This window comes from Acinetobacter sp. 18QD2AZ41W, assembly GCF_009829025.1.
Taxonomy (GTDB): domain Bacteria; phylum Pseudomonadota; class Gammaproteobacteria; order Pseudomonadales; family Moraxellaceae; genus Acinetobacter; species Acinetobacter pseudolwoffii.
On the sequence record NZ_WURP01000001.1, the window covers coordinates 23080 to 49624 of the forward strand.

24 protein-coding genes are annotated in these 26545 nt (G+C 42.6%); 15 read left to right on the forward strand and 9 right to left on the reverse strand.

The annotated features are described in order from the left end of the window. Window positions 1-208 precede the first annotated feature (208 nt). Window positions 209-1996, reverse strand: coding sequence for an acyl-CoA dehydrogenase (locus GVV58_RS00125; protein ID WP_159515728.1), 1788 nt, complete (start codon window positions 1994-1996; stop codon window positions 209-211). 114 nt (window positions 1997-2110) lie between these two features. Between GVV58_RS00125 and GVV58_RS00130 the strand changes: the two genes are divergently transcribed. Continuing rightward, the gene (locus tag GVV58_RS00130; protein ID WP_159515729.1) at window positions 2111-3091 is read left to right on the forward strand and encodes a helix-turn-helix domain-containing protein; all 981 of its coding nucleotides are present in this window, start codon (window positions 2111-2113) and stop codon (window positions 3089-3091) included. Window positions 3092-3097: 6 nt separating this feature from the next. Here GVV58_RS00130 and GVV58_RS00135 read toward each other — a convergent pair whose 3' ends face one another. After that, window positions 3098-4297, reverse strand: a complete 1200-nt coding sequence (locus GVV58_RS00135) for an MFS transporter (RefSeq protein WP_159515730.1) — start codon at window positions 4295-4297, stop codon at window positions 3098-3100. Continuing rightward, complete coding sequence (locus tag GVV58_RS00140; RefSeq protein WP_159138084.1) at window positions 4297-4737, reverse strand: winged helix DNA-binding protein; 441 nt, start codon at window positions 4735-4737, stop codon at window positions 4297-4299. Before GVV58_RS00140 ends, GVV58_RS00135 begins: the two co-directional genes overlap by 1 nt. 256 nt (window positions 4738-4993) lie before the next feature. On the opposite strand from GVV58_RS00140, the gene GVV58_RS00145 reads away from it, so the two are divergent. The 3 genes from GVV58_RS00145 to GVV58_RS15565 are packed head-to-tail and all read left to right on the forward strand — an operon-like array spanning window position 4994 to window position 7557. After that, entirely contained in the window at window positions 4994-6439 is a 1446-nt protein-coding gene (locus GVV58_RS00145) for a cytochrome ubiquinol oxidase subunit I (RefSeq protein WP_074382730.1), read from the forward strand. Then, entirely contained in the window at window positions 6436-7440 is a 1005-nt protein-coding gene (cydB, locus tag GVV58_RS00150) for a cytochrome d ubiquinol oxidase subunit II (protein WP_005097023.1), read from the forward strand. Before GVV58_RS00145 ends, cydB begins: the two co-directional genes overlap by 4 nt. A 9-nt stretch (window positions 7441-7449) precedes the next feature. After that, window positions 7450-7557: a DUF2474 domain-containing protein gene (locus GVV58_RS15565; RefSeq protein WP_100328576.1), complete on the forward strand. Its 108-nt coding sequence runs from the start codon at window positions 7450-7452 to the stop codon at window positions 7555-7557. Between the two features lie 67 nt (window positions 7558-7624). Here GVV58_RS15565 and GVV58_RS00160 read toward each other — a convergent pair whose 3' ends face one another. Together GVV58_RS00160 and GVV58_RS00165 are read right to left on the reverse strand one after the other, a co-directional pair. After that, window positions 7625-8179 (reverse strand): thermonuclease family protein, encoded by a 555-nt coding sequence (locus tag GVV58_RS00160; RefSeq protein ID WP_159515731.1) that lies wholly within the window; start codon window positions 8177-8179, stop codon window positions 7625-7627. A gap of 221 nt (window positions 8180-8400) precedes the next feature. Continuing rightward, window positions 8401-9318: a LysR family transcriptional regulator gene (locus GVV58_RS00165; protein ID WP_074382731.1), complete on the reverse strand. Its 918-nt coding sequence runs from the start codon at window positions 9316-9318 to the stop codon at window positions 8401-8403. 92 nt (window positions 9319-9410) lie between these two features. Between GVV58_RS00165 and GVV58_RS00170 the strand changes: the two genes are divergently transcribed. The 5 genes from GVV58_RS00170 (at window position 9411) to GVV58_RS00190 (ending at window position 14864) form a co-directional block, all read left to right on the forward strand. Further along, window positions 9411-10652: an acyl-CoA dehydrogenase family protein gene (locus GVV58_RS00170; protein WP_159515732.1), complete on the forward strand. Its 1242-nt coding sequence runs from the start codon at window positions 9411-9413 to the stop codon at window positions 10650-10652. A gap of 55 nt (window positions 10653-10707) precedes the next feature. Next, window positions 10708-11829: a phosphotransferase family protein gene (locus tag GVV58_RS00175; protein ID WP_159515733.1), complete on the forward strand. Its 1122-nt coding sequence runs from the start codon at window positions 10708-10710 to the stop codon at window positions 11827-11829. Then, window positions 11826-12524, forward strand: coding sequence for a histidine phosphatase family protein (locus GVV58_RS00180; protein WP_074382732.1), 699 nt, complete (start codon window positions 11826-11828; stop codon window positions 12522-12524). The genes GVV58_RS00175 and GVV58_RS00180 overlap by 4 nt, the downstream gene beginning before the upstream one ends. A gap of 53 nt (window positions 12525-12577) precedes the next feature. Then, a complete protein-coding gene (locus GVV58_RS00185; protein WP_005097014.1) occupies window positions 12578-13321 on the forward strand; it encodes an SDR family oxidoreductase in 744 nt (247 codons plus the stop codon). 481 nt (window positions 13322-13802) lie between these two features. Beyond that, entirely contained in the window at window positions 13803-14864 is a 1062-nt protein-coding gene (locus tag GVV58_RS00190; protein ID WP_100354798.1) for a fatty acid desaturase, read from the forward strand. Between the two features lie 41 nt (window positions 14865-14905). Here the strand turns inward: GVV58_RS00190 and GVV58_RS00195 are convergent, their stop codons facing one another. Next, on the reverse strand, window positions 14906-16276 hold the full coding sequence (locus GVV58_RS00195) for an alpha/beta hydrolase-fold protein (RefSeq protein WP_252721243.1): 1371 nt from the start codon (window positions 16274-16276) through the stop codon (window positions 14906-14908). A gap of 183 nt (window positions 16277-16459) precedes the next feature. On the opposite strand from GVV58_RS00195, the gene GVV58_RS00200 reads away from it, so the two are divergent. Next, window positions 16460-17170 (forward strand): SGNH/GDSL hydrolase family protein, encoded by a 711-nt coding sequence (locus tag GVV58_RS00200; protein ID WP_005097011.1) that lies wholly within the window; start codon window positions 16460-16462, stop codon window positions 17168-17170. Window positions 17171-17202: 32 nt separating this feature from the next. Beyond that, entirely contained in the window at window positions 17203-17787 is a 585-nt protein-coding gene (locus GVV58_RS00205; RefSeq protein WP_005170739.1) for a uracil-DNA glycosylase family protein, read from the forward strand. A gap of 275 nt (window positions 17788-18062) precedes the next feature. On the opposite strand, the gene GVV58_RS00210 is transcribed toward GVV58_RS00205, so the two are convergent. Continuing rightward, window positions 18063-18500, reverse strand: a complete 438-nt coding sequence (locus GVV58_RS00210; RefSeq protein ID WP_005170745.1) for a hypothetical protein — start codon at window positions 18498-18500, stop codon at window positions 18063-18065. 168 nt (window positions 18501-18668) lie between these two features. Next, complete coding sequence (locus GVV58_RS00215; protein WP_159515734.1) at window positions 18669-20225, reverse strand: phospholipase D family protein; 1557 nt, start codon at window positions 20223-20225, stop codon at window positions 18669-18671. A gap of 120 nt (window positions 20226-20345) precedes the next feature. Between GVV58_RS00215 and GVV58_RS00220 the strand changes: the two genes are divergently transcribed. The 4 genes from GVV58_RS00220 to GVV58_RS00235 all read left to right on the forward strand — a co-directional run bounded on the left by GVV58_RS00220 (window position 20346) and on the right by GVV58_RS00235 (window position 25211). Beyond that, window positions 20346-21458 (forward strand): S-(hydroxymethyl)glutathione dehydrogenase/class III alcohol dehydrogenase, encoded by a 1113-nt coding sequence (locus GVV58_RS00220; protein WP_159515735.1) that lies wholly within the window; start codon window positions 20346-20348, stop codon window positions 21456-21458. 210 nt (window positions 21459-21668) lie between these two features. Next, window positions 21669-22199: a hypothetical protein gene (locus tag GVV58_RS00225; RefSeq protein ID WP_005097004.1), complete on the forward strand. Its 531-nt coding sequence runs from the start codon at window positions 21669-21671 to the stop codon at window positions 22197-22199. A 514-nt stretch (window positions 22200-22713) separates the two neighbouring features. Further along, window positions 22714-23763 (forward strand): 3-deoxy-7-phosphoheptulonate synthase, encoded by a 1050-nt coding sequence (locus GVV58_RS00230; RefSeq protein ID WP_100535139.1) that lies wholly within the window; start codon window positions 22714-22716, stop codon window positions 23761-23763. Window positions 23764-24014: 251 nt separating this feature from the next. Continuing rightward, window positions 24015-25211 (forward strand): PilT/PilU family type 4a pilus ATPase, encoded by a 1197-nt coding sequence (locus GVV58_RS00235; protein ID WP_074382739.1) that lies wholly within the window; start codon window positions 24015-24017, stop codon window positions 25209-25211. Between the two features lie 55 nt (window positions 25212-25266). Here GVV58_RS00235 and GVV58_RS00240 read toward each other — a convergent pair whose 3' ends face one another. Then, window positions 25267-26451, reverse strand: coding sequence for an MFS transporter (locus GVV58_RS00240; RefSeq protein ID WP_100328583.1), 1185 nt, complete (start codon window positions 26449-26451; stop codon window positions 25267-25269). Window positions 26452-26545: the final 94 nt, after the last annotated feature.

Sequence of the window (26545 nt, forward strand, 5' to 3'; positions counted from 1 at the left end):
GCGGTGAGGAGTGTTGCTCCGCAAGATGCCCTCCTTGCGAAGCTTCGCTTCTCATTTGGGCGAAACCAAAGTAACAAATAATTTACAAGAATTTGATTTATAACATTAATACTCCGCATTGAATGACTAAAAATTAAAGAGTCTGTTTCTAAACTCCTTAACTGATCAGCATTACTTCTTACAGCGCATTTTTATTTAGCTATGAACCTTAAAACCAGTCAGCTTGCATATTCCTGCAGCTATCATCAAAGTTCATCAGTAACTTGGCCTGATGTTCAATTTCAGGCAATTCCCAACGGATAAAATATTGGGCTGCCTGAAACTTGCCCGCCAAAAAGTCCTGATCTTCTTTTTGATCGGAATTGCCAAATTTAAGTTGTGCCTGCTGCGCCATGTCTAAGCAGAGCCAGGCAATCATGGTTTTTCCCATCATGTCTAAATAAAGCCCAGAGTTGGCTAATGCTTCATTGATTTGGCCTTGATGCAGAGCCTGACCTAAAACCTGGGTGGTTTTTTGCACGGTAGCCAGATGTTGTTGAAAGCTTTCTGCCAGTGCGACTAACTTGGGATTCTGAATCTCAGACAACGTATGCTGGATGCGTTGCATCAACAGGCTGAGTCCCTTGCCATTGTGCTGCCAGAGTTTACGCCCAAGCAAATCCAGGGACTGAATACCATACGTGCCTTCATGAATCGGATTGAGGCGGTTATCGCGGTAGCATTGTTCGACCGGATAATCACGGGTATAACCCGCGCCGCCCAAAACCTGAATCGCCAGATCATTGGCTTTTGGGCCATAGGCTGAAGGGAAGGATTTGACCACTGGAGTGATCAGATCAAGCAAGAGGGCACTGTCCTCATCATGTGCTGCCTGATGTTCATCAATCAGACGCGCCGCAAATAAACACAGGGCCAGTGATCCTTCGACATAAGCTTTTTGTGCCAGCAGCATACGTTTGACATCACTATGCTCAATAATATTGACCGGTTTGGAATCAGGCGATTTTTCATGTGCAAGACGACCTTGCGGACGGTTTTTGGCATAGTTTAAGGATTCCAGATAACCGCGATAGCCAATCATGGCTGCGCCCAAGCCTACGCCGACACGCGCCTCATTCATCATTTTAAACATATATTTTAAGCCATGACCTGCTTCACCAATCAAATAGCCTAAGCAAGCATCATTTTCGCCAAAGCTTAAAACCGTTGAAGTCGTTCCTCTATAACCCATTTTGTGCAGTAAACCAGCCAGCTGTACATCATTGGATTCACCTATAGAGCCATCTGGATTGGTTTTAAATTTCGGCACAATGAACAGGGAAATACCTTTGACCCCTTGCGGTGCATCCTGAATCCGCGCCAGAACCAGATGAATAATATTTTCGGTAATATCCTGATCACCACCAGAAATAAACATTTTCTGGCCTTTAATGTTATAAGTTCCATCTGCCAGAGGAATAGCTTTGGTCGTTAGATCACCCAGAGAAGAACCGACATTCGGCTCGGTCATGGCCATAGTGCCGGCAAAGCGGCCGCTCAACATATGCGGTAAAAATAGCTGTTTTTGTTCTGGTGAAGCAAAGGCTTGAATCAGATTTGCCGCCGCCGCAGTCAGAAAAGAATAGGCAACAGTTGAAGGATTGGCTGACATAAAATAGGCATTGCAGGCCATATTTAATAAAGTCGGGAGTTGCATACCGCCATGTTCATAATCATGCTGGGCACAGAGCAGGCCGGCCTCGGCAAACTGCTGCCACGCCGTTTTGACTTCAGCAATGGTTTTGACCTGCTTCCCATCAAAGCTCGGTTCATGCTGATCGGCTTTGGCATTATGCGGGGCAAAGTAATCGGTCGCGATACCCTTGGCTGTATCTAAAATACTGTCAAAGGTATTTTTATCATGCTCCTGATAACGTTCCAGTTTTGTCAGAGCTTCAAGTTTGAAGACATCATAAAGTAGAAAATTAAGATCTTTATCATTTATTAGCTCGGTCACGGTACTGTCCTGAATGTAAAATCCTTGAGATAGCGCCAAGACTAACAGTTGCTTTTATTCAGCAGGATTGTCAATAATGACATCAAACAGGTAAAAAGTGACAATGAGATCAAGATGCAGCGAGTTGTAGTTTTGGGTTTTGATGGCGCTCTGGCTTCTGCCATTACCGGTGTCGTCGATTTATTTGCCATGGCCGGTGTGAGCTGGAACCGCATTCAGCAGCAGGATGTACAGCGCCTGTTTAAAGTCAGTATTGCCAGTCAGGACGGACAACCGATTCGTTGTATTAATGGTCTGGAATTACAGGCACATTGTTCCTATCAAGAGATCCAAACTGCAGATATTGTGGTGGTGCCAACCATAGCTGCACCGATTCAGGATGTATTGCAACAAAACCCTGAGCTGATCCAGTTTCTAAAATCTGCTCATGCAGATTCGACCTTAATTGCTGGAAATTGCACCGGAAATTTCTTTCTGGCAGAAGCCGGTATTTTAGATAATCGCGTGGCAACGACGCATTGGGGCTTTCAAGATATTTTCCGGACGCATTATCCGCAGGTCAAATTGAATGCCGATCTGATGATTAGCCGCGACCAGAATATCTATTGCGCGGGTGGTGGCCTGGCCTGGTTCGACTTAGGTTTGCATCTGATTGAACGTTTTTATGGCTTTGAGGTGGCCATGCAATCGGCCAAATCTTTTGTGATTGATTATCGACGCGATAGCCAGCTGTCTTATTCCTTACTCAAGATTGGACAACCGCATCATGATGAACTGGTGCAAAATGTCCAGAACTGGCTGGAGCAGCATTTTCATGAGTCTTTTAGCTTGGATGATATTGCAACACGTTTTAATGTCACCACGCGTACCTTGATTCGCCATTTTAAACAGGCACTGGACTTGCCGCCAAATCAGTATCTGCAAGCGATCCGAATTGAAGCTGCACGCAAACGTCTGGAAGAAACCGATCAGGCGGTGGATGTGATCATGCAAAATATTGGTTATCAGGACCCAAGTTCATTTCGCCGTTTATTTCATAGAAAAACTGGCTTGACGCCGTTGGAATATCGGCGCCGCTTTAGCCGTCGCTTTTAGAAGTGTTTAATAAGAAGGTTGTATTTCCCCCGCTTTACGGCCATGCAACAGGTAATACCAGATCAGACAGCTGATGGTCAGTACAGCAGAGTACAGGTAAAGTTGACGATAACCGATCTGATCCAGAAGCATGCCGAGGAAATAAGGTCCAAAACCCAAACCTGCATCTAGCGCAATAAAGAAGGTTGAAGTCGCCAGCCCCATACGCTGCAAACTGGTACTTTTTACCGCAATGGTCTGACAGACGGACTGGAGATTACCAAAGCCAAAACCAAGCAGTGCGGCGCTGGCCAATAACATCATAGCATTATGGGCCTGACTGAGTAATAAAATTCCTAAGGCCATAATCACAATGGCCGGATAGATGATGATGTTTTCACCTTTACGATCCATTAGCGGGCCGGTAAATGGACGTGAAAGCAAAATCGCAATGGCATACATCAGAAAGAAAAAAGAAGCCGTTTCGACTAAATTAATCTCTTTGGCATAGAAATGAATAAAAGATAAGACGCCGGAATAGCAGGTTGCCACAATCAGAACAATCATCGAAATCGGCAAAGCCTTGGGTTCAATATATTGCGCCAGTCTGCTAGATGATTGATTTTCTATATGATTGACTGGATTCGTTATTTTAATCTGTGGCGGCTGAATAAACAGGCTGCAAATCAGGCAGCTGAGTGCGACTACACTGGTAAAAACAAAAATCACCTGATAGTTAAAATTTGACATTAGCCAGATGCCTAAGAAGGGGCCAATCGCTGTGCCAAGTGTGCTGCTCATACTAAAATAACCAATGCCTTCACCACGTCGAGTCGCAGGAATGGTCTGGGCAATCACGGTGCCTAATACCGTTGAGGCCACACCCATCATAAAACCGTGCATCAGACGGATGCCCAGTAAAATTTCCAGCTTGGCCGGAATCAGATAGAGGCCAGAAAAAAGCAGAAAACCTGTCAGACCGGCCACAAGCGTAATTTTTAGGCCCAAACGGTTTAGCAGTTTCCCGATAATAAGACGGCCGAATAAGGTACCGACAATAAACAAGCCAGAAACCAGCCCTGCCTGTGCCGTGGTTGCACCTAATTCTGCTACCGAGTAGCCGACAATCACAATCACCAGCAAATAAAACACCAGCACCAACTGGAAATTCACCAGACTGATCAAAATAAAATTGGGAGTCCATAAAGGCGTTTGTTCTTGGCTCATTAAAGTCGATCCTGCGAAGCGGGTTGTAACTGCTGAATGAGCTGCATCAAGATATTTTTACTACTTTCAATATCATCTGAGGCAATTTGCTCAAGCAACTGCTTTTCAAATGCCTCAATCTGTGTGGAACCCAGGGCAAAAGTCTCGACTCCTTGCTCACTCAGTGTGAATAGCTTCTGACGCTTGTCTGCAGTTTCGAGTTGGCTAATTAGACCGAGTTCCACTAAATTCTGGATACGTTTACTGATGCTGGGTTTAGATACGTTCAAATAATGAGAAATATTCATCAGGGTACATTGCTGATGCGTCTGAATCACATACAGCACTTGCCATAAGGAATAATTTAACTGTGAAGATAATAAAATCGTATTGATTTCATCACTGAGTAACCGTGCACAACGTAATAACAAGGCGCGAAATGGAAGAGAGGCAGAAGGCATATAGTTAACCTGGCTAACTAATTTAGAGCCAATTTACGCCTATTTGGGGGATTACACAAGTGGTCACCGTTCAATTAAATATTCACTTGCATATTTAATTAAATAGCGCTTACACATTGTTAACTTGAGTAAAAAATAACCGACAAAAGTCTACATATTGCCAAGCCAAATTAAGCCTAAGCTAAGACCAAGAAAAAACACTTCACTAATAAATCTAAGCAAGGCTCCTACAAATAATTATATATAGGTGAAATGTATGACCCTGGGTTTAACCGCATTAGAGTTAGCGCGAATACAATTCGCCTTTACTGTCTCTTTTCATATTATTTTTCCTGCAATCTCAATCGGATTGGCTAGCTTTTTGGCGATTCTGGAATGGCGCTGGCTCAAAACCCAAGACCCGATTTATCGGGATCTGTTTAAGTTTTGGGTGAAAATCTTCGCTGTAGCATTTGGGATGGGCGTGGTCTCTGGCGTGGTCATGAGCTATCAGTTCGGCACCAACTGGAGTGAATTCTCCCGGATTGCAGGTGGCGTGACTGGCCCATTACTGGCCTATGAAGTTCTTACCGCCTTTTTTCTGGAAGCGGGCTTTTTGGGAATTATGCTCTTCGGCTGGGGACGGGTGGGGCCACGTGCACACTTTTTCTCGACCTTGATGGTCGCGGTAGGCACCTGTATCTCGATGTTCTGGATTTTATCCTCCAATAGCTGGATGCAAACGCCGCAAGGCTTTGCCATCGAAAATGGTCTGTTTGTCCCCAAAGACTGGATCGCCATCGTATTTAACCCGTCATTTCCCTACCGTTTGGCGCATATGGCGATTGCTGCCTTTTTGGTTTCTGCATTGCTGGTGGCAGCCACAGCAGCCTGGCATCTTATTCAGGGCCGTCGTGATGCCTTGGTCAAAACTTCATTTTCCATGGCAATGTGGCTGATTCTGGCACTTGCGCCGCTACAGGTTTTGGTGGGTGATGTACATGGTCTAAATACGCTTGAACATCAACCCGCCAAACTGGCGGCAATGGAAGGTCATTGGGAAACCAATCATGATGGCGGCATGCCTTTATATCTGTTTGGACTGCCAGATATGCAGGCTGAGGAAACCAAATATGCCATCGCCATTCCTAATCTGGGCAGCTTGATCCTGACACATTCCATGGACGGTACTGTCACCGGCTTAAAGGATTTTGCACCTGAAGACCGTCCTAATTCGGCAATCGTGTTCTGGAGTTTTCGGATCATGGTCGGGCTAGGAATGTTGATGCTACTGCTGGCAATCTGGGGAGCATGGTCACGTAAAAAAGGCCGCTTTTATGAATCCCGAGGATTACATCGGTTTGCCCTGATTATGGGGCCTTCCGGTTTTATTGCCATGCTGGCGGGGTGGTTTACGACGGAGGTTGGCCGTCAACCCTGGGTGGTGTATGGCATCATGCGTACCAAAGACGCCCTATCGCCGGTATCGGCAGAGCAGGTAGGCTTGACCCTGATTATCTTTGTCGTGGTCTACTGTGTGGTCTTTGGCGCCGGTATTTATTATATGTTACGACTCATGCACAAAGGCCCGGAATTTATTCATTCTACACCCCCACATGAAATTGATAGTGATGTGATTCAGGCATCTCGCCGGCCATTGAGCAGTATTCGCGAGAGTATTGAGGATGGGGCCGATAATGCAGATCAGGAGAATAAAAAATGATTGATTTGTCATTGATTTGGGTGGTGATCATCGCCGTTGGTGTCCTGATCTATGTCATTCTGGATGGTTTTGATCTGGGCATTGGCATTCTATTTCCGTTTTTTCCGCATCAGGATGACCGTGATGTGATGATGAATACTGTTGCGCCTGTCTGGGATGGCAATGAAACCTGGATGGTATTGGGTGGCGCAGGTTTATTTGCAGCATTTCCGCTGGTCTATTCCACCGTATTATCTGCACTGTATATGCCGATCATCCTGATGGTGATTGCGCTGATCTTCCGTGGTGTTGCTTTTGAATTCCGTTTTAAGGCCAATCGCAGTAAACATTGGTGGGACAAAGCCTTTATTGGTGGTTCTGCGCTGACCAGCTTCCTGCAAGGGGTGATTTTAGGCGCTTATATTCAGGGAATTGAAACCCGAAATGGCATTTATGCGGGCGGCGGGCTGGACTGGTTGACACCATTTAGCCTGTTTACCGGTCTGAGTGTCATGGTGCTGTATGCTGCCTTAGGCTGTGGCTGGCTGATTTTTAGAACGGCCGATCAGTTACAAGACCGTATGTATCAGCTGATGCCAAAAATGATTATCGCCTTATTGATTATCCTGGGCGCTGTCAGTATTTATACGCCGCTGACTCATCCGCAGATTGCGGAACGCTGGTTTAGTCAGCCACAATTTATGTATCTCATGCCCGTGCCGATCTTAGTCCTGTTATTTACCTGGCTGGCTTTACGTGCCTGCAAACAACGTAAGGAACTTAGCCCATTCATGTACATGCTGGTGCTGGTTTTTCTGGCCTATACCGGATTTCTGATCAGTCTCTGGCCTTATATCATTCCACCGTCAGTGACCATCTGGGAGGCGGCAGCGCCAGAAAGTAGTCAATTATTTACCTTAATTGGTGCTTTATTACTTATTCCAATCATTCTGATTTATACCGGCGTGTCGTACTGGGTATTCCGCCATAAAGTGCGGGTCGGGGATGATGGCTATCATTAAGGAGCAACAATGAAAGGGAAGCAGATATTATGGTTTGTGGGCCTATGGATTTTAGGCTTCGTTACTCTGGCTTTAATTGCAGGCGCATTCAGGTTTTTTGTCCATCTGGCGTATTAATTTAAAAATTAAAAAGTGATCTGGCGAGCCGGATCACTTTTTAATAGCGAAGAGAAATCAGCAAAGATTAGGATTTTACCTGTTTTCGATACGCACTTGGGCGTACAGGTCGGCTACTTTTCCAGAGTCCTTTTTTCTGTTTTTTGGCTTTGTTTTGCAAGTCCAGCATATAGCGTAAATGGTTTTTATCTTTAATATAATCTTCGTAGACCCATGCTGCGCCGCGTTTCACGATTTCTTCATTGATATTTTTACGATAGCGGTAAACGACGCCGACGCAGCGACCATAACGGTCAATATCTGTAATTTTCACGCGAACTATTTTGTTTTTCACCATGCTTTTAACTAGACGCTGTGACTCTTTGCCATAGCTTTGGCTGGATTCTGGCGCATCCACATAGGCAAAACGTAGTCTGGTTTCAGAACGTCTAATATTGAAACGGTAGCAGGTGAGGGTATCCCCATCTCTAACCGCCTTAACACGACACCAGTATTTCTGTCCTTTTTTAAAGGGACGAAATATATCCTTGAGGTAAATGGTGAGTTTGTGCAGCAAATAATAGGAAAAGCATAAGGCAAATAAACCCAGCACAATTTGCCAGGTGGGAGAAAGAGGCAACAAGCTAAAATCCAGATCATCAAAAGAAGCTGTAGAAGAACAACAGCAAGCAGATGCATGATTGTAGAGGAAAGCCCCAAGCACTAGAGTTCAAAAGCTAAACAGTCAGTGTTTCATTTTGTATTTATAAATAGCCTAAGCAATTTAGGTTGAGCCTGACATTTCAGGCTACAATACCAACCATTAGAATAGCCTAAGCAAAATTCATATCTACTTAAAATAGCCTAAGTAAAAATGTTATTAATTTCGCTTCGCAAAAATTGATGTCTCTTATTTTCCTGTAAATCTTTGTGCCAATACATTCCCATATTAATCTTAGGCAGTTGCACAGGCACTTCAAAAAAATTAAGAATTTTGGCTATCTGTAAATGTTCTAAGATATTGCGTGGCATAGTCAACATCGCTTGGGGATATTGCTCCAAAATTTGCAACGCAGTTGAATAATGCTGACAGCGTAAAAAAATTTGTCTTGAAAGCTGCTTACGGCTCAAATACAGATCTTCAATTAGGATACCTGTACGGCGAGATGATACGCCTATATGTGGGGAGGAAAGATAGGATTGTTCTGAAATTTTATTTTGCTGCGTACAGACGACAAATTCATCTTGTACTAAGGGTTCAAACTGAATTTTATCTCCCAGTTTTTGCTCAAGATCCATGACAAAATCGACCTGCTGCGCTGCCAGGTCAGCACTGATATTTTTACGATCCAGTTTGATGCTACTAAACTGAATATCCAGATTCATTTTCTGAAAATGTGCCACCAACTTTGGAAAAATCATTGGTTCAATTTCATCATGTACGGCAATTTTTAAACTTTGCACCATATTTGGTTGAAATTGTTGATGCTGAATAGAAATACTTTGAATCGTCATCAGGGCATTTTTAATGGCGGGATAAATCTGTTCAGCAAACGGCGTGGGTTGCATTTTTGCACCAAAACGTACGAACAGATCATCCTGCAACTGATTTCTGAGCCGCTGCAAAGCGTGACTAGCAGCAGATTGGGTGATACATAATCGCTGTGCTGCTTTAGAAATACTGTTCTGTTCAAAAATAGCGACAAAAAGTGGATATAAATTGATATCTATACGATGGAAAACACTCATATCCATCAGTGTTTTATTATGAATGCTATGCATGATGAGCTATGGATTAAAATCATTTTATTCATAATAGTTTTTAAGTTAAGGTCTTGTAAAGCAGAATACAAAATATCCAGAGGGAAATAGCCATGTTTGAGTTATCCGCACGCGCGCAAGACTATGTTGAACGAACTAAAAAATTTATTAAAGATGAAATCGAAGCTGTTGAAGCCGATTTTTGGCAGCAAGTGCATGAGTTAAATCAAGGCAGTGACTGGACCAAATGGCAATGGCCGACTGAACTGGAAACTTTAAAAGCCAAAGCCAAAGCAGCAGGGCTGTGGAATATGTTTCTGCCATGTCCTGAACTGGGCCAAGGTTTATCAGTCAATGAATATGCTCATATTGCCGAGCTTTCGGGCCGTAGCCTGATTGCACCGACCGTATTTAACTGTAATGCGCCAGACAGCGGCAATATGGAAGTCCTCTGGCGTTATGGCTCTGAAGAACAGAAACAGCAATGGCTTTTGCCATTACTTGAAGGCAAAATCCGTTCTGTATTTTGTATGACTGAACCGGCGGTGGCTTCTAGTGACGCGACCAATATGCAAGCAACGGCGGTCATCGAAGGCGATGAAATTGTTCTGAATGGCCGTAAATGGTGGTCATCAGGTCTGGGCGATCCTAATGCCAAAGTCATTATTTTTATGGCGCATACGCCAGATGAAAGCAAAGACCGTCATCATCAGCATTCCATGGTTCTGGTTCCTGTCGATACGGCGGGTGTGAAAATCGAAAGAATGTTACCGGTATTTGGCGACTATGATGCACCGCATGGTCATGGTGAAGTCAGTTTTGAAAATGTCCGCGTTCCAGTTGCCAGTTTTATTGGTGGTGCCGGTCAAGGCTTTGAAATTGCTCAAGGTCGTCTCGGGCCAGGCCGTATTCACCACTGTATGCGTTGTATCGGCGCTGCGGAAAAATCTTTGGAGCTGATGATTGACCGCGGTATGAGCCGGACTGCCTTTGGTAAAGAAATTTTAAAACTGGGAGGCAATCTGGAACGTGTTGCTGAAGCACGGGTCGCGATTGATCAAGCACGTCTTTTAACCTTGTATGCAGCCTATAAAATGGATACTTTAGGGAATATGGCGGCTTTGACTGAAATCTCGGCCATTAAAGTGGTTGCGCCAAGTGTATTAGAAAAAGTAGTAGACATGGCCATACAAATTCACGGTGGTGCTGGTGTCTCCCGTGATACGCCACTCACCGGATTCTTTGCTCAGGCACGTGCCCTACGTTTGGCGGATGGACCAGATGAAGTGCATAAAGGTATGATCGCAAAACTGGAACTGACTAAACGTGGTTACAGTACACGCCATAAAAAATAAGCTTAAACACGATATAAAGTTTGAAGACATTTGAAAAAGAATTGAAGGAAAAATTATGGCAGTTATTGATGTCGGTGGATCGGTTCGTGCAGGTGAGGAACTGGATGTTCAGGCTGTAGGAAACTGGCTGATTGGGCAGGGAGTTCAACTTGAAGGCCCGGTCGAAGTTACTCAATATTCGGGTGGCGCATCGAACTGGACTTATCGTCTGAAATATGACAATGCCGATTTAATCCTGCGTCGTCCACCCAAAGGTACCAAAGCCAAATCTGCCCACGACATGGCCCGTGAATTTAAGGTTCAGTATGCACTTTCCGAGTTTTATCCGGTATTACCAGAGATGGTGGCACTTTGTCAGGATGAATCCGTGATTGGCTGCGACTTCTATGTGATGAAACGCATTGAAGGCATTATTCCACGCGCCAATTTACCCAGAGAGCTGAATTTTAATGAAGCTCAGGTACGTGAACTGTGTATTAACGTCATTGATAAGCTGATTGAGTTGCATCAGGTGCCTTATGTGGGTACTGAACTGGAGAAATTAGGCAAAGGCGAGGGCTATTGTCATCGTCAGGTAGACGGTTGGGATGCACGTTATACCAAAGTCAAGACCTTGAATGTGCCATCTTTCAGATATGTCCGTCAGTGGCTTAAAGACAATACCCCAGCGGATGCTAAAACCTGTCTGATTCACAATGACTGGCGTTTTGATAATGTCATTTTAGATCCAAACGATCCGACTCAAGTCATTGGCGTTCTGGATTGGGAAATGGCGACACTCGGTGATCCATTGATGGATCTGGGTTCAGCTTTGGCTTACTGGGTTGAAGATACGGATAATGCAATTTTTAAAGCCACACGTCGTCAACCCACCAACTTAAAAGGCATGTTTAGCCGTAAAGAAGTGGTGGATTATTATCTGGAAAAAACCGGATTAACCCCTGAAAACTGGACCTTCTATGAAGTCTTTGGAGTTTTCCGTTTAGCGGTGATCGCGCAGCAAATTTATTATCGCTATTATCATAAACAGACCAATAATCCAGCATTTAAAGATTTCTGGATTGTGATTCATGCCTTGCATATTCGTGCCTTAAAACTGATTGGCCGCCAGAAAATTGAGGCCAATGATATTGCACAGAAATATATGACCAAATTTAAGGAGTTGATGCCGAAATGACGACGATTTATTTAATCCGCCATGGACAGGCGTCTTTCGGTGCAGAAAGCTATGACAAACTTTCTCCAAATGGTGAATTACAAGCCAAATTATTGGGTCGCTATTTTGATGAAATTTTAAAAGAAGCACCTTATGTGGTGGCAGGCTCCATGCAGCGTCATCAACAAACGGCGCAATTGGCCTTGGCTGAATGTTTTCCTGAAAGTGAGCCAGTTACAGATTCAGCCTGGAACGAATTTAATCATCAACAAGTCTTTGCTCAATATGAGCCACGCTTTAATCAACCTGAACTGTTGAAAGAAGATGTATCGCAGCATGCCAATCCACGCGCCTATTTAAGTAAAATTTTTGAAGGTGCAATTGAGCGCTGGACTGGCGGTGACTATCACCATGAATATGAAGAATCCTGGCCGGATTTCAAACAGCGGGTGGAAACGGCATTGCAGCATTTGTGTGATGATCTGGCTGAAAAGAAACCGCGCTATGCTGTAGTGTTTACGTCGGGCGGGGTCATTTCGGTTGCTGCGGGCAAAATTCTCGGTTTGTCTCCGAATAAAACCTTTGCTCTAAACTGGGCAATTACCAATACCAGCATGACCACGCTACGTCTGGTAGGCAACCAACCCCAGCTATTAAGCCTAAATGAACATCATTATATTAAAGCGCAACGTCCGGATTTATTGACCTGGATTTAAATCTGTACCGCAAATCTGATCGCTTAGAAAAATAAAGGAATAAGGTAAAACACATGGCAAAAACAATTTTAATTACTGGTGCAAGTTCAGGAATTGGTGCAGGTATGGCACGCGAATTTGCTCAGAAAGGCTATAACCTGGCCATCTGCGCGCGTCGCCTGGATCGTTTGGAAATACTTAAACAAGAGTTGGAGAGTCAATACGGCATTCAAGTAATTGCTAAAACTTTAGATGTCACTAATTATGATCAGGTCTTTGACGTATTTCGTGCTTTTAAACAAGATTTTGGCACGATTGACCGGGTGATTGTCAATGCCGGAGTTGGTGAAGGCCGTCGTATTGGCAAGGGAAACTTTGCCATTAATAAGGCCACAGTTGAAACCAATTTTATTTCGGCCTTGGCGCAATGTGAAGCAGCAGTAGAGATTTTCCGGGCGCAAAATTCAGGCCATCTGGTCATGATTTCTTCAATGAGTGCCATGCGCGGTATGCCTAAACATTTAACCGCTTATGGTGCAAGTAAGGCAGGTGTTGCACATCTGGCCGAAGGGATTCGTGCCGAACTGATTGATACACCAATCAAAGTCACCACAATTTTCCCGGGCTATATTCGTACCGAACTTAATGAAGGCGCCAAGAAACTGCCATTTGAAGTGGATGAAAAAACCGGATCGCGTTTACTTGCTGCTGAAATTGAAAAAGCGCCAGTAAAGGCTTATGTGCCAAAATGGCCATGGCTGCCATTGGGTCTGGCGATGAAAATATTGCCGCTGAAATTGGTGAATAAATTAGGCTAAGGTTTAAAATCTAAAAGCTCCATAAGGGGCTTTTTACTTTTCTAGAACTTCAGAACTTTTTTTGCTGGTAATTTCACTTGAAAAAATTGCTTTGCAAAGTCAACGCTAATGCTGGCGTTATCAAAGTTACAGATAAAAATGTGCCAAATACATGCACTATCCTGTGTAAAGAAAACAAAGCTCGTTAATTCGATTAATCAGGATCAGGTAGTTTGATAAGCTTTTAATAATGAAATATTTATTATTTCAAGGCAAACCAAGTTTAATTAATATAGAGATAAATTGCTGTTAAAAAGCAGATTTTTTAGAGACTGAATCTCATAAAAAATTACGCATGACCTCCCTGTATTTTTATTCATCTTAGAAAAAGTGCCAAAATTGTCCAAAACTTGGACATACTCGCTCGGACAGTCAAAAGATCACTTCTCTTTTTTTTAATTTCCTTTAATGTGCAACTGTCCAGAAATTAAAGGTTCTCTATATGTCTACATCTTCAGAGATGACAGACCAGCAGCGTATCTCCAAAGTTAGAACTGTGGTGACACAGGCAGGTGAAGATTTACGTAACCGTTATCCAATATTGAAACATCAAAATTTTATTGGTACCAGTATTCTCGGTTTTGCCTGGATCGGTATGATTTTATGCGCATTGGCCTATGCCTATGGCTATCTTTCTGTATGGCTGACGATTCCTTTAATTGCAATTTTTGCTTCATTAACGCATGAATTAGAGCATGACTTAATTCATTATATGTATTTCAAAAAAACGCCCTGGGCACATCACTTGATGCTGGCTTTGGTGTGGTTGGCGCGTCCAAATACCATTAGTCCGTGGGCACGTCGTCGTTTACACCTGCATCATCATAAATATTCTGGAACTGAACATGATCTGGAAGAACGTGGAATCAGTAATGGTATGCCGTGGGGAATTCGCCGGATTTTGATCATCAGTGATCAATTGATGTCGGTTTATCTGCGTCCTTTCCAGATGTTTAAAATGATCCATCTTTTTCTGGAAAAACAGCCTGAAAAAGAACGTAAAATTGCCATGATTTCCCAGCTATTGGGCTTTGTGCCATTAAGCATTCTTTATTATGGCTTATTTTATTTATTTGTCGTGTTCCATGTTTCAAATGCAATCGTGCCTTTATTTGGCTATGAGATGCGCTGGTCGCAAGTCGTAATCGAAGCAATGCCAATCATTAATTTTATTGCAGTCATCTGGCTGATTCCCAATTTTATCCGTTCATTTAGCCTGCAATTTGTCAGCTCGAATATGCATTATTATGGCGATATTGATCCGAGGGATGTCATCAAGCAAACACAAGTACTGACGCCTTGGTGGATGATGCCATTTCAGTTGTTTTGCTGCAATTTTGGGGCCACGCATGCGATTCATCACTTTGTCGTTAAAGAGCCTTTTTATATTCGTCAAATGACCTCGAAAACGGCGCATAAAGTGATGAAAGAAGTGGGCGTACGTTTTAATGACCTGGGCACATTTAAACGTTTAAACCGCTGGAATGATATTCAAACAAAATAAAACTAAATTAAAAAAATCCTGCAAATGCAGGATTTTTTTATCTACTCTTTGGAATTTGCAAAGAAGTGCAGCAAAGCATCTTGCAATATCACCTGCCAAATTGCATAGGAATGTGCGCCTTCATAAACCTGATATCTGACCTCATGCCCTTTGGATTTTAAAGCTTGTGCCACGATGGGTGACGTTTCCAGAATACTTAAGTCATTGTTGGTACGCGAAGATTCATAACGATTCGCTGAAATATGAAAATACTGTTGAGGCTGATTCTTTAAGTTATGAATCAATTGATTCATCCCATTGATTTTTGAGTGTGGTTCAGGTGACCACCAGAACGAGCCGGATAAAGGCACAGCATGACTAATGTGCTGCGGATTTTCCAAGGCAAGATAAGCTGCACTCAGCCCTCCCAAACTGGAACCGAGAAGAACTGTTTTTTGCTTATCACGTACAATTTTCTGATCGAGCCAAGGCAAAAATTCCTGATTAAAAAAACCTGAAAATTTCGGGTTTGGTGTCAGCTCTTTAGGACGAAGTTCACTATTCGGTGCATGTAAAAAAACCGCTTGAATCGGTGGAAGTTTGCCTTGTTCCACCAGAATATCCAGCACTTTTGGCACATCAACCAAATGGGCATATTCATTTCCATCAAAGAAAATAGCCGTGATATAAGATTGTTGTGCAGTTTTTTTAGATTGATAGATTTCAACGCGACGTTGATTTTTTAAAAACTGGCTGGATAGCTGATAACGTTTTAGTTCAGGCTGCGGATGATCTGGATAGCGTTTAGGATCGATAAAGGGAGGGGCTTGATCCAGGGCGATAATATTTTCATTCCTCAGTTTAGAGGCAGTATTTTCTTTAAGCCAGCGTTTTGGATTCAATGGATCAAGTTGTAATACCTGCAATACAGCACGGCGCTGCGCCCGGGGTTCTTTGAGTTCTGGGTTTAAATGTGCACAGTAATTCGATAGATAACCCTCCAGATTTGGTAAATCCACTGCAAAACTATAACTGCCGATATAGCGACGGTTCACAATATTTTCCTTAAACCAGATCTCGGTATCGGGCAGGCGAGTCAACCATTCATGATCATTACTCGGGCCACCGACCAGACGCACATTATGTTTGGCTGCTTTCCATAAAAAAATCAGTCGAACATGATCCTGATCAAGTGGCTCAATAATCGGTGTAGTTTGATTTTGCACTTTATCCCAGAATTGTTGGATTAATCCGGCTCGGTTTTCAGGAGACTGCTTTAATTGCTGCTGTAAACTTTTTAACAGGTCGCTTTCGGGTTGAACTGCTTCACACGCTGCAGCATAAGGTGCTTGCTCCATTGAGGAAGGTGAATCTGCCAAACTATGTAATGATAGTGCGCTTAGTAAGAGTGTGCTTAAGTATAAGTATTTCAAATCATCCCCCAATTAATTTTAAAAAATAGTAATGATAATTATTATCAATTATAAACACAGATTTGTCTTTCAATTATTTTTATATATTTATTCAATTATTTACATGATGTTTTATCAAAATTCATAGCATGACAGGTTACAATAAAGTTCTAATTCATTGTTTTATATTTAAAGTATAGATTTATGTGGCTGAAAATATCGACTCTTGCATTAATTCCAGCATTGGTAATTCAGGGCAATCGCGTCAAAAAAAACACTGTGCAACTCCCAGAACCGGAGGGTGAACGTGAAGGAACGTGCGGTCAAGGCCAGCCGCTTTCTATACTGATTGTCGGCGATTCTGCGGCTGCCGGCGTTGGGGTAGAGCATCAGGATGATGCATTGCTGGGCGCCATTTTAAAAGATTTGCAGCATAACTTTAAAATTCAATGGAAATTGCATGCAAAAACAGGGGATAGCACAGCTAAAGTGATTCGTGCCATAGAACAACTGGAGACAGAACATTTTGATGTGGTCATTAGCTCAGTTGGTGTAAATGATGTAACCAAGCTCATGCCGGCTGATATCTGGATTCAAAAACAGAAAAAACTATATGCTATGATTCAGCAAAAATTCAGTCCTGAATTGGTCATTGCAGCAGGTGTGCCACCCATGAATATGTTCCCGGCATTACCAAATCCTTTGGCCTGGTTATTTGGACAATATGCCAAAAAAATGAATCAGCAACTGGCGAAATTCGTAGCAAGCCAAGACAGCATGCAATGGATTGAATATGATATTGAAAAATATCGTGCCATGAATTTAGAAATGGCTGCAGATGGTTTTCATCCGAGTAAGGAAGTTTATACACTTTGGGGACAAGAAGTGGCTAGCAAGATTCGGCAGACACTCTAAAATAGTTGAAAGTTCTCAATTTAAGGAATTCTATGTCTGATATTGAAACGCATCCATTACCGCCTTTTTTACCGCCAAATGCCAAATTACTGATGTTGGGTAGTTTTCCACCACCAGCAACTCGCTGGAAAATGAATTTTTATTATCCAAATTATCAAAACGATATGTGGCGGATTTTTGGTTTAATTTTCTTTCAAAATAAAGATTACTTTCTGGATATTGAGAATAAAAAATTTCAGGAATCATTGATCCGTGAATTTCTATTGGAGACTGGAATTGCGATTTTTGATAGTGCCTCTCAGATCAGACGGCTGACGGGCAATGCTTCAGATAAGTTTCTGGAAATTGTGGTACCGACCAATTTAAAGGATTTATTGCTACAGATCCCAGAATGTACCTACATTATGACCACCGGTGATAAAGCCACCGATACCATGATGCTGTCTATGCCTGAAGATGCAGAAAAGCCCAAAATTGGAGAGCCGACGCAAACCAACCTGGAAGGACGCGAACTGCATTTATATCGAATGCCATCTTCATCTCGAGCTTATCCTCTGGCTTTAGATAGAAAAGCTGAAGCTTATCGACAACTCTTTTTAGATGTTGGACTGGTCTAGCGGATGACAGGAGAAAATTAATGAAATCGAAGCTCACTCTGATTTTTTCTTAGTTAAACTTAGAATATGTAAGAATTTTTAAAACAAGAGGTTGTTCTGAATTTTGGTGATTATATTGCTATTTTCTCATTATTTTTATAATGAACAGGCTGACATGATTTAAGCAGAGTCTTATTGCTGGATGCTATACTCGGCATTCATTGGTTTAAGAACATTCACACATAAAAAAGGGTGAATGTGGTCACCCTATATTTATTTCAATGCTAAATCACTGCTCAATCCTGATATTCCACATAGTCCCACAGGTTTAAACGGGTTTTAATTTCCTGACGGATCTCTGGCAACATCGGCAATAACGTCCCATCAATCCATAAACTGAGCGCCTGTGCAGAGAGCAATTGCTGTTGTTCATCGACTAGTTGTGCGCCTTTTAAGATCACGCAGGTTTCTTCAAGCGCTTCAGTTTCGACACCTTTGAATAATACCTGTAAATCATGACCGCTATCGTGAATCAACCACTCTAACTCGAGCTGTATATTTTCACTGGATTTTAGAACAACTTGACCCTGAATAATATCGGATTCAGACAGACAATCATGTTCTACCCGAATTTTGGCCAAATACCATTCTTGCTGAGATAAATCATGGAGAGTTTTTACAGGCGTCAGAATATCACTGAATTTAAACTGACGGCTTAAATCAAAAAATTGCATGGGAGTAGAGGGCGAAAAAATCGCAAAATATTGGAAAAGTTGAATTTTAAAGCAAGGCTAATCGCCTGTAAAACCCTTTAAGCGATGATAGCACCAGATGACTTGACGCTACCATGCCCGGAAAATAGATTCTGTACGTTGTGTAATACCAAGGTCATTACAATGTCATTACATTAGCCATTCCCCGGGGAATTTTGTCACCAGATTCATCATAAAACGCTGAAATTTTGTGGTTTCAGGGTCATGTACATGCTGAATAGTACGGCCATCTTTTTGATGTTCTAACCAGATTATTTCATCTTTTTCATTTAGTTTGAGCTGATAGGCCACGCGCGTTAAAAATTGATTCATCGCATTAGAGATTTCCTTTTGAAAATCTTCCGATTTAACCACCAAACCGACTTCGGTGTTCAGATAAGCTGAACGCGGATCAAAATTAAATGAACCCACAAACACCATACCATCCAGATCAAAAAATTTGGCATGTAGACTCGAACTGTTTTTATTTTTGGCCGGGATGATGTCACCAGTCATAATTTCATACCAAGTCCGTTCTGGCCGGACTATATACGGTTTAAACTCCCAGAGTTCGATGCCATTTTTCAAGAGCTGCTGACGATATTGCTGATAATAAGCATGTACCACAGCTACATCATTGGCCTGAAAAGAATTGGTCAGGATTCTAATTTTGACACCCTGTTGTGCACGCATACTTAAATAATCTGTGCCTTTTTGTGTGGGAATAAAATACGAGGAGACCAGTTCCAGATGATTTTTCGGCTCGCCCATCAGTTCAAGCATATGGGTGTAAATATAATCGCCATTTTTTGCATGAGGACGTGCTTTTGCGGGTGTATCCGCGACAAAATAAGCCTGTGCCCAGTAAATGGGTTGTTTCTTTAAGTGCTCTGCAACTTGTTTTTCGGCAATGCCTACTCGGCGTTTTAATTCAGTTTCATCCACTTCTTCGCGCGCAAAATCAGCTCTTAGCATTTTTAACATTTCCGGATGACCTGAATCATTCAGCACCTGTCGAACGTCATAACTCAGATCATCATTCCAGAAGTTAATAAAAGTTTGATTGGCATCTGTTACGCTTTGACCCGCGAAGAATATATCCACATCGGTGAATTGAAAATCTTCACTGGCATCAAAGTATTCACTGCTGATATTGCGGCCGCCGGTCACGGCTGCAGTTCCGTCTGCAATGATCAGTTTATTGTGCATACGATGATTGACCTTTTTCATCCGGAAGCCATAATCCAGCGCACGTAAATGACGAAATTTATAGGGATTAAAAATCCGGACTTCAAAATTTGGATGTTGGCTTAGAGCAAGAAGCTTGTCATCAAGCTGGGTGCCATTTTGATCGTCAATCTGAACCCGCACTTTGACACCGCGATCGGCGGCTTTTAAGAGCTGGGATAAGATCATATTGCCAATATAATCATCCTTCCAGATGTAATATTGCAGATCCAGATGATATTGGGCTTTATTGATCAGGTGCAAACGTGCGGCCATACTCATAAAACCATCATAGAGTGGTAAAAAAGCAGTTTTTCCTTCATTCATCTGCTGTTTTGAAATTTGATTATCAATCCAGTGCGCAGGTCGAACCGGCGTGATTTCTGCTTGTTCAGCAGTATTTGCAGCCAGTTCGCAGCCAGAAAGAATCATGCTCAAAGTTAAAATGTTCAAACAAACAAAAGGTGAAGGGTTAGTCATTGATGTTCCATTGATTATAGGATTTTTTATTCCTTATCTTCTGATGTTAATAGTTGAATCTCCGAATAGAAAGAGGTTACTGTTAGTCATCTGTAAATCAGCAAAAAAGGATAGTTTTACATGAAATCACGTGCAGCGGTTGCGTTTGGTCCAGGTCAGCCCTTAAAGATCGTGGAAGTAGATGTTGCTCCACCCAAAGCAGGTGAAGTATTGGTAAAAATTAGCCATACCGGAGTGTGTCATACCGATGCATTCACGTTGTCTGGTGAAGATCCTGAAGGCGTATTTCCGGCGATTTTAGGCCATGAAGGCGCAGGTGTGGTGGTCGAAGTTGGTGAAGGTGTCACCAGTCTGAAACCGGGCGATCACGTAATTCCGCTTTATACTGCTGAATGTGGCGAATGCTTGTTCTGTCAATCTGGCAAAACCAACTTGTGTGTGGCTGTGCGTGCAACTCAAGGTAAGGGTGTCATGCCGGATGGAACCACACGTTTTTCTTATAATGGTGAGCCGATTTATCATTATATGGGCTGCTCAACCTTTTCTGAATATACCGTGGTTGCTGAAGTTTCCCTGGCAAAAATCAATCCTGAAGCCAATCATGAGCATGTTTGCCTGCTGGGCTGTGGTGTGACTACCGGTATTGGTGCGGTGCATAATACGGCTAAAGTCCAAGAAGGCGATAGTGTTGCAGTATTCGGTTTAGGCGGTATCGGTCTGGCTGTGGTACAAGGTGCACGTCAGGCCAAAGCAGGTCGTATTATTGTGGTAGATACCAATCCGGATAAATTTGAACTGGCAAAACAGTTTGGTGCCACAGATTTCTTAAATCCAAAAGAATTTGATCAGCCAATCCAGCAGGTAATTGTAGAAATGACGGGTTGGGGCGTAGACCATTCATTTGAATGTATCGGTAATGTTGATGTAATGCGTTCAGCGCTTGAATGTGCGCACCGTGGCTGGGGTCAGTCGGTGATTATTGGAGTCGCTGGAGCAGGTAAAGAAATTTCCACCCGTCCATTCCAGTTAGTCACAGGCCGTAAATGGATGGGGACTGCATTTGGTGGAGTGAAGGGTCGTTCACAATTACCAGGCATGGTAGAACAATCCATGAAAGGTGAAATTCAACTTGAACCTTTTGTGACGCATACCATGCCGCTTGAACAGATCAATGATGCTTTTGACCTGATGCATGAAGGCAAATCAATTCGTACCGTTATTCATTTTGAATAAGTGAGCGTTTGATTTTGAAAAGACTGGTTTAATACCGGTCTTTTTTATGCGCGTTTCACTTAATTCAGGATACATTAGTGCATGAAAGCGTCACAGAGAATCACTTAAACAACACAAGCCTGCTAATGTCATTACATTCGAGATGCTTATATTAAATAGAGCGTATCAAAATACGTGATTAAACCATTTTAAAAAATAAGGATAAGCGCTATGTCGAATGATAATTTTGATCGTGACGTAATAAAAAACTCTCCTAAAGATGTGCGTGATGATTTAAATGCCGATCCAATTACCGGTGAACCGGGCGCACACCCTGTTGGTACAGGTGTAGGCGCTGCAGGTGGCGCAGCAGCAGGTGTAGCCATTGGTGCAGCAGGTGGCCCTGTAGGTGCAGCTGTGGGTGGGGTTGTTGGTGCAGTGGTCGGCGGTCTGGCAGGTAAGGGTGTCGGCGAAGCGATGAACCCAACAGAAGAACAAGCTTATTGGCGTGATAATTCCATTAATACACCATACTATTCAGAGGCTCGTACCACCTATAGCGATCTGGATTATGACCGTGATTATGATACGGCGTATCGGGTCGGTTATGAAAACCGCGGCAGCTATGATGCCAATACCCGTTTTGAAGATGTTGAACCTGAGCTTAGAGTAAAATGGGAACAGATGAAGGGCCAATCGCGTTTAAACTGGGAACAGGCGAAATATGCGGTACGTGATGCCTGGAATCGCGTTACACACTAATTTTTAATCTGTGTATTGAATTTGATTGGCAAGACCTATATTAAATTTACAGGTTTTGCCAATTTTATCGATATTCAACACTATTCAGTAAATTGATAAATAAAAGTAGAAAAGTTAATAAATATTTTTTTATATTTAATGCTTGTCAAATGCGCAGAGACCGCGTATTTTAATTTTAGATTCACATTTTATGAAAGACATAACATGTTAAAGCAACCTATCATTTCAAACGCATATTTTTATTTCTGGCAGTTTAGATAATTGCCTGAATGCGTTTGGGCAATGAACAGGTTGCCCACCAGTTTATACCTGATCGGCAACCCTGATCAGGTTTTTTTATGCTTATCATTTTTACAAAACTTTGGAGACAGCCATGACAAACTTTAACTATTCATATTTTAACAACTTTTATTGGTCTTACTTTAGTCAGCTCATGACACTCTCGACCTCGTTAATTAGACCCATAACGCTCAAATAAAAGTTTGGACTGATTGCCAGTCCCAGGATTAAAGTCATGAATACCTTAAATACATCACAACAACATCACGCTGAAACCATTTTAACTTTACCTCAGCAACTGAAACAGCAATTGCCCCTGTCTGCGCAATTGGCTCATCAAGTCGCTGAACAACGTCAAACCATTCAAAATATATTAGAAGGCAAGGATCATCGATTAATGGTGGTTACAGGCCCGTGTTCCATTCATGACGAAGCCTCGGCTTTAGAATATGCAGAAAAATTAAAACAGCTACAAGCTCAGGTGTCTGATCAAATTTTTCTGGTCATGCGTGCTTATATCGAAAAACCACGCACGACCGTGGGCTGGAAAGGTTTTCTTTACGATCCGAACCTCGATGGTTCTTCCAATATGCAATTGGGCCTGGAAAAATCCCGTGCTTTATACCTTAAAATTATTGAAATGGGCTTGCCAATTGCATCTGAAATTTTAAGCCCGATGGCAACTGCTTATTTTGATGATCTACTGGCGTGGGGTGCCATTGGTGCACGCACCAGTGAATCGCAAATTCACCGTGAAATCTCAAGTCACATGCCCTACAGCATCGGTTTCAAAAACGGCACTGACGGTTCAATCCAGATTGCTCTGGATGCAATCCAGTCTGCCTCTCATCCGCATCAATTCCTGGGCATGAGTCAGTCCGGTTTACCCTGTATTTTAAACTCTCAGGGCAATCCTAAAGCACATTTGATTTTACGTGGCTCAAACAGTGGGCCGAATTACCAGTGCTCAGAAATCGAGAAAATCAAAGCGAAATACTCAGCAGAATTGCCAGCACTGGTGATTGACTGTAGTCATGGCAACAGTGCGAAAAATCCAATGCTGCAAGCTAAAGTGCTGGAGCAAATCGTCGCAGAACGCCTGCAGACCAATGTTCGCGGCGTGATGCTGGAAAGTCATCTGGTGGATGGCAACCAGAAAATTTCTGCAGAGATGGTGTATGGTCAGTCAGTTACTGATGGATGTCTGGGCTGGGCAAAAACTGAACAGTTGTTGCTTGGCATTGCTCAGCATTTATCGCTTCGCTGTCTAAAACGCAGTGCATAAAGCTTTAAAAGCACTTTCTCTGAATAGGTTTGGTGAAAGTGCATTTTATTTTAGAAGCTTAAAGTGCTTCCCAGTAAATTGACTTAACATGAAATACATCACACAAATAAGATGATAAATTTTATAAAATAAATAAAATCTGTTTGTGTCCTCTTATAAATCCCTACACAATTAAAAGACAATATATCCATTTGAATATATAACCTTTTTTTCAATAATTTAATGTCATGGCAGGTTGTTTGGGGATCTTGATGTTTGCAACAGAGCTCTTAGAAGAAGCACGAAAATTCATGCACCACATGCTGACCAAAGTGGTCGAATATGGTGGTTCAGATTTATTTATTACCGCCGACTTTCCACCGAGTATTAAACATCAGGGTTTAATGAAGCCTTTTGGACAGCAAGAACTGACGGCTGAAAAAACCAAGCTGTTTGCCTATAGCCTGATGAATGAAAAGCAGCGCAAGGAATTTGAAACGGAACTGGAGTGCAACTTTGCTATCACTGTGCCGGGTGTTTCGCGTTTTCGGGTCAACGTGTTCCAGCAACAACTCAATGTTGGCATGGTGATTCGTACTATTACCGCAGAAATTCCAAATTTCCAGAAGCTCAAACTTCCTGATTCACTTAAACATGTGATTATGGAGAAACGTGGTCTGGTGCTGGTGGTCGGGGGAACCGGCTCAGGAAAGTCAACCTCGCTCGCTGCGATGATTGACTACCGCAATGAAAATTCAGCCGGGCATATTATTACCGTGGAAGATCCGGTGGAGTATGTACATAAACATAAAAAATCCATGATTACGCATCGTGAAGTCGGCGTGGACTGTCATTCCTGGCACAATGCGCTGAAAAATACCTTGCGTCAGGCACCCGATGTGATTCTGATCGGGGAAATTCGTGATACTGAAACCATGGAACATGCGATTGCTTTTGCCGAAACCGGGCATCTTTGTCTTGGAACTTTGCACTCCAATAATGCCAATCAGACTTTAGACCGGATTATTAACTTCTTCCCGGAAGAGCGCCGCAATCAGTTATTGATGGATTTATCCTCGAATATGAAGGCGATTATTTCCCAGCGTCTGATTCGGACGCAGGATGGTAAAGGCCGTCGTGCAGCGATTGAAATCATGTTAAATACGCCATTGATTTCCGACCTGATTTTGAAAGGTGAGTTTCATGAGCTGAAAGCGATTATGGCAAAATCCCGTGAATTGGGCATGCAGACCTTTGACCAGGCCTTATTTGAATTGTATAACCAGGGCGAAATTTCTTATGAGGAAGCGTTACGCAATGCCGACTCCACCAATGAATTACGCTTACAGATCAAGCTAAAAAGTAATCGTCAGGATAATGCAGCAGTCGGAGAAAGTACGCAGTTTTCTATGCTACAAAAACCAAAACCTGAAGAAAAATCAGCAGAAAATCAAGCTGTAGCTGAATAAAGACTGTCTTGGGAAACAATCAAAACAGGTAGATTTGAATTCTGCCTGTTTTGGGTTAGCTATTTTTGACTGCTTTAGCCTGAACCACCAGATGAAAATATCCCATACTACTTAGGGTCAAGACAGCACAAATCACAAAAGCAGTTTGATAACTATAAGCGGCAATGATAGCACCGATCAGGACTGAGCCAATGGCAATACCCAGATCATAGCAGGTATAAAAAGTCGAAGTTGCGTAGCCAATCCGGTGTTTTGGTGCACGTTGAATGGCTAAGGTTTGAATGCACGGTTGCACACTACCAAAACCGACTCCGACCAGAACCGCAGCCAGCATAAATCCCCATAAAGTCTGAATCTGGCTCAGTAAAAACAGACCCAGACTAAAAGCCAGCAGTGCCGGATAAATCACGTATTGTGGACCTTTGCGGTCATAAATTTTTCCAGTGATCGGACGCAGGCTCATCATGGAAATTGCAAATATCACAAAGAATAAACCGGCATAGGCCATTAAATCCTTACTGGCTGCAAATGGCGCGATAAAAGACATGATGCTGGCATAAGAAAAGGAAATCAGCATGGCAAGTCCTGCCACAGGCAGTGCTTTCTTTTCGACAAAATCAGTCAGCCCTAGTGATGTTTTCTTGTCGGTGTTGTCGATCATTTTTTCAGGCTCTTTGACCGGAATCAGTAAACAGAAGATAAAGCCGATAAAAACCAAAGCGATCAACAAGGTGCTGACCTGAAAATAAGACCAGTATTCAATTAAACTCAGACCAATTAAAGGCCCCAGGACAATTCCCAGATTGACAGACATGACAAAATAACCCATGCCTTCGCCTTTACGCTGTTCTGGAATAAACTGGTTGACCACCGGCACACAGGCTGTGGTCAGAATACTAAACCAGATGCCATGCAAGAAACGGATGATAAACAGAATCGTGAGCTGATCAGCGAGCAGGTAAGCTAAGGAAAAAAGACTGAAAAATATTTCTGAGACAATTAAAGTTTTGCGTATGCCAAATTTTTCGATAATTAAGCCACTAAAAGGACGTACTGCAATGGCAGAGACCATAAATAAGGTCATGGCCAGACCAGCTTGGGTCAGATTACCACCTAATTCTTTTAAGATATAAATCGGCAAAATTGTGGTTTGCGCAAAATAGAAAATAAATAAAAACAGGTTGTTGGCCAGACACAGTACAAATGACTTGGTCCATAACGGCGCTACAATGGCATTCATGATTATCCTAAAATGATGGGTGATGAGACGCTGGTCTTAGAATGGGGGAATTATTGTTATAAATAAGTGTGGCATATTCAGGAGTGCAGCGCGT

What these genes read in the sequence shown, in the direction of transcription:
- GVV58_RS00130 (WP_159515729.1), top strand. Translation starts at nt 2,111, where the DNA reads ATGCAGCGAGTTGTAGTTTTGGGTTTTGATGGCGCTCTGGCTTCTGCC.
- GVV58_RS00135 (WP_159515730.1), bottom strand. Translation starts at nt 4,297, where the DNA reads ATGAGCCAAGAACAAACGCCTTTATGGACTCCCAATTTTATTTTGATC.
- GVV58_RS00140 (WP_159138084.1), bottom strand. Translation starts at nt 4,737, where the DNA reads ATGCCTTCTGCCTCTCTTCCATTTCGCGCCTTGTTATTACGTTGTGCA.
- GVV58_RS00145 (WP_074382730.1), top strand. Translation starts at nt 4,994, where the DNA reads ATGACCCTGGGTTTAACCGCATTAGAGTTAGCGCGAATACAATTCGCC.
- cydB (WP_005097023.1), top strand. Translation starts at nt 6,436, where the DNA reads ATGATTGATTTGTCATTGATTTGGGTGGTGATCATCGCCGTTGGTGTC.
- GVV58_RS15565 (WP_100328576.1), top strand. Translation starts at nt 7,450, where the DNA reads ATGAAAGGGAAGCAGATATTATGGTTTGTGGGCCTATGGATTTTAGGC.
- GVV58_RS00165 (WP_074382731.1), bottom strand. Translation starts at nt 9,318, where the DNA reads ATGCATAGCATTCATAATAAAACACTGATGGATATGAGTGTTTTCCAT.
- GVV58_RS00170 (WP_159515732.1), top strand. Translation starts at nt 9,411, where the DNA reads ATGTTTGAGTTATCCGCACGCGCGCAAGACTATGTTGAACGAACTAAA.
- GVV58_RS00175 (WP_159515733.1), top strand. Translation starts at nt 10,708, where the DNA reads ATGGCAGTTATTGATGTCGGTGGATCGGTTCGTGCAGGTGAGGAACTG.
- GVV58_RS00180 (WP_074382732.1), top strand. Translation starts at nt 11,826, where the DNA reads ATGACGACGATTTATTTAATCCGCCATGGACAGGCGTCTTTCGGTGCA.
- GVV58_RS00185 (WP_005097014.1), top strand. Translation starts at nt 12,578, where the DNA reads ATGGCAAAAACAATTTTAATTACTGGTGCAAGTTCAGGAATTGGTGCA.
- GVV58_RS00190 (WP_100354798.1), top strand. Translation starts at nt 13,803, where the DNA reads ATGTCTACATCTTCAGAGATGACAGACCAGCAGCGTATCTCCAAAGTT.
- GVV58_RS00200 (WP_005097011.1), top strand. Translation starts at nt 16,460, where the DNA reads ATGTGGCTGAAAATATCGACTCTTGCATTAATTCCAGCATTGGTAATT.
- GVV58_RS00205 (WP_005170739.1), top strand. Translation starts at nt 17,203, where the DNA reads ATGTCTGATATTGAAACGCATCCATTACCGCCTTTTTTACCGCCAAAT.
- GVV58_RS00210 (WP_005170745.1), bottom strand. Translation starts at nt 18,500, where the DNA reads ATGCAATTTTTTGATTTAAGCCGTCAGTTTAAATTCAGTGATATTCTG.
- GVV58_RS00215 (WP_159515734.1), bottom strand. Translation starts at nt 20,225, where the DNA reads ATGACTAACCCTTCACCTTTTGTTTGTTTGAACATTTTAACTTTGAGC.
- GVV58_RS00220 (WP_159515735.1), top strand. Translation starts at nt 20,346, where the DNA reads ATGAAATCACGTGCAGCGGTTGCGTTTGGTCCAGGTCAGCCCTTAAAG.
- GVV58_RS00225 (WP_005097004.1), top strand. Translation starts at nt 21,669, where the DNA reads ATGTCGAATGATAATTTTGATCGTGACGTAATAAAAAACTCTCCTAAA.
- GVV58_RS00230 (WP_100535139.1), top strand. Translation starts at nt 22,714, where the DNA reads ATGAATACCTTAAATACATCACAACAACATCACGCTGAAACCATTTTA.
- GVV58_RS00235 (WP_074382739.1), top strand. Translation starts at nt 24,015, where the DNA reads ATGTTTGCAACAGAGCTCTTAGAAGAAGCACGAAAATTCATGCACCAC.
- GVV58_RS00240 (WP_100328583.1), bottom strand. Translation starts at nt 26,451, where the DNA reads ATGAATGCCATTGTAGCGCCGTTATGGACCAAGTCATTTGTACTGTGT.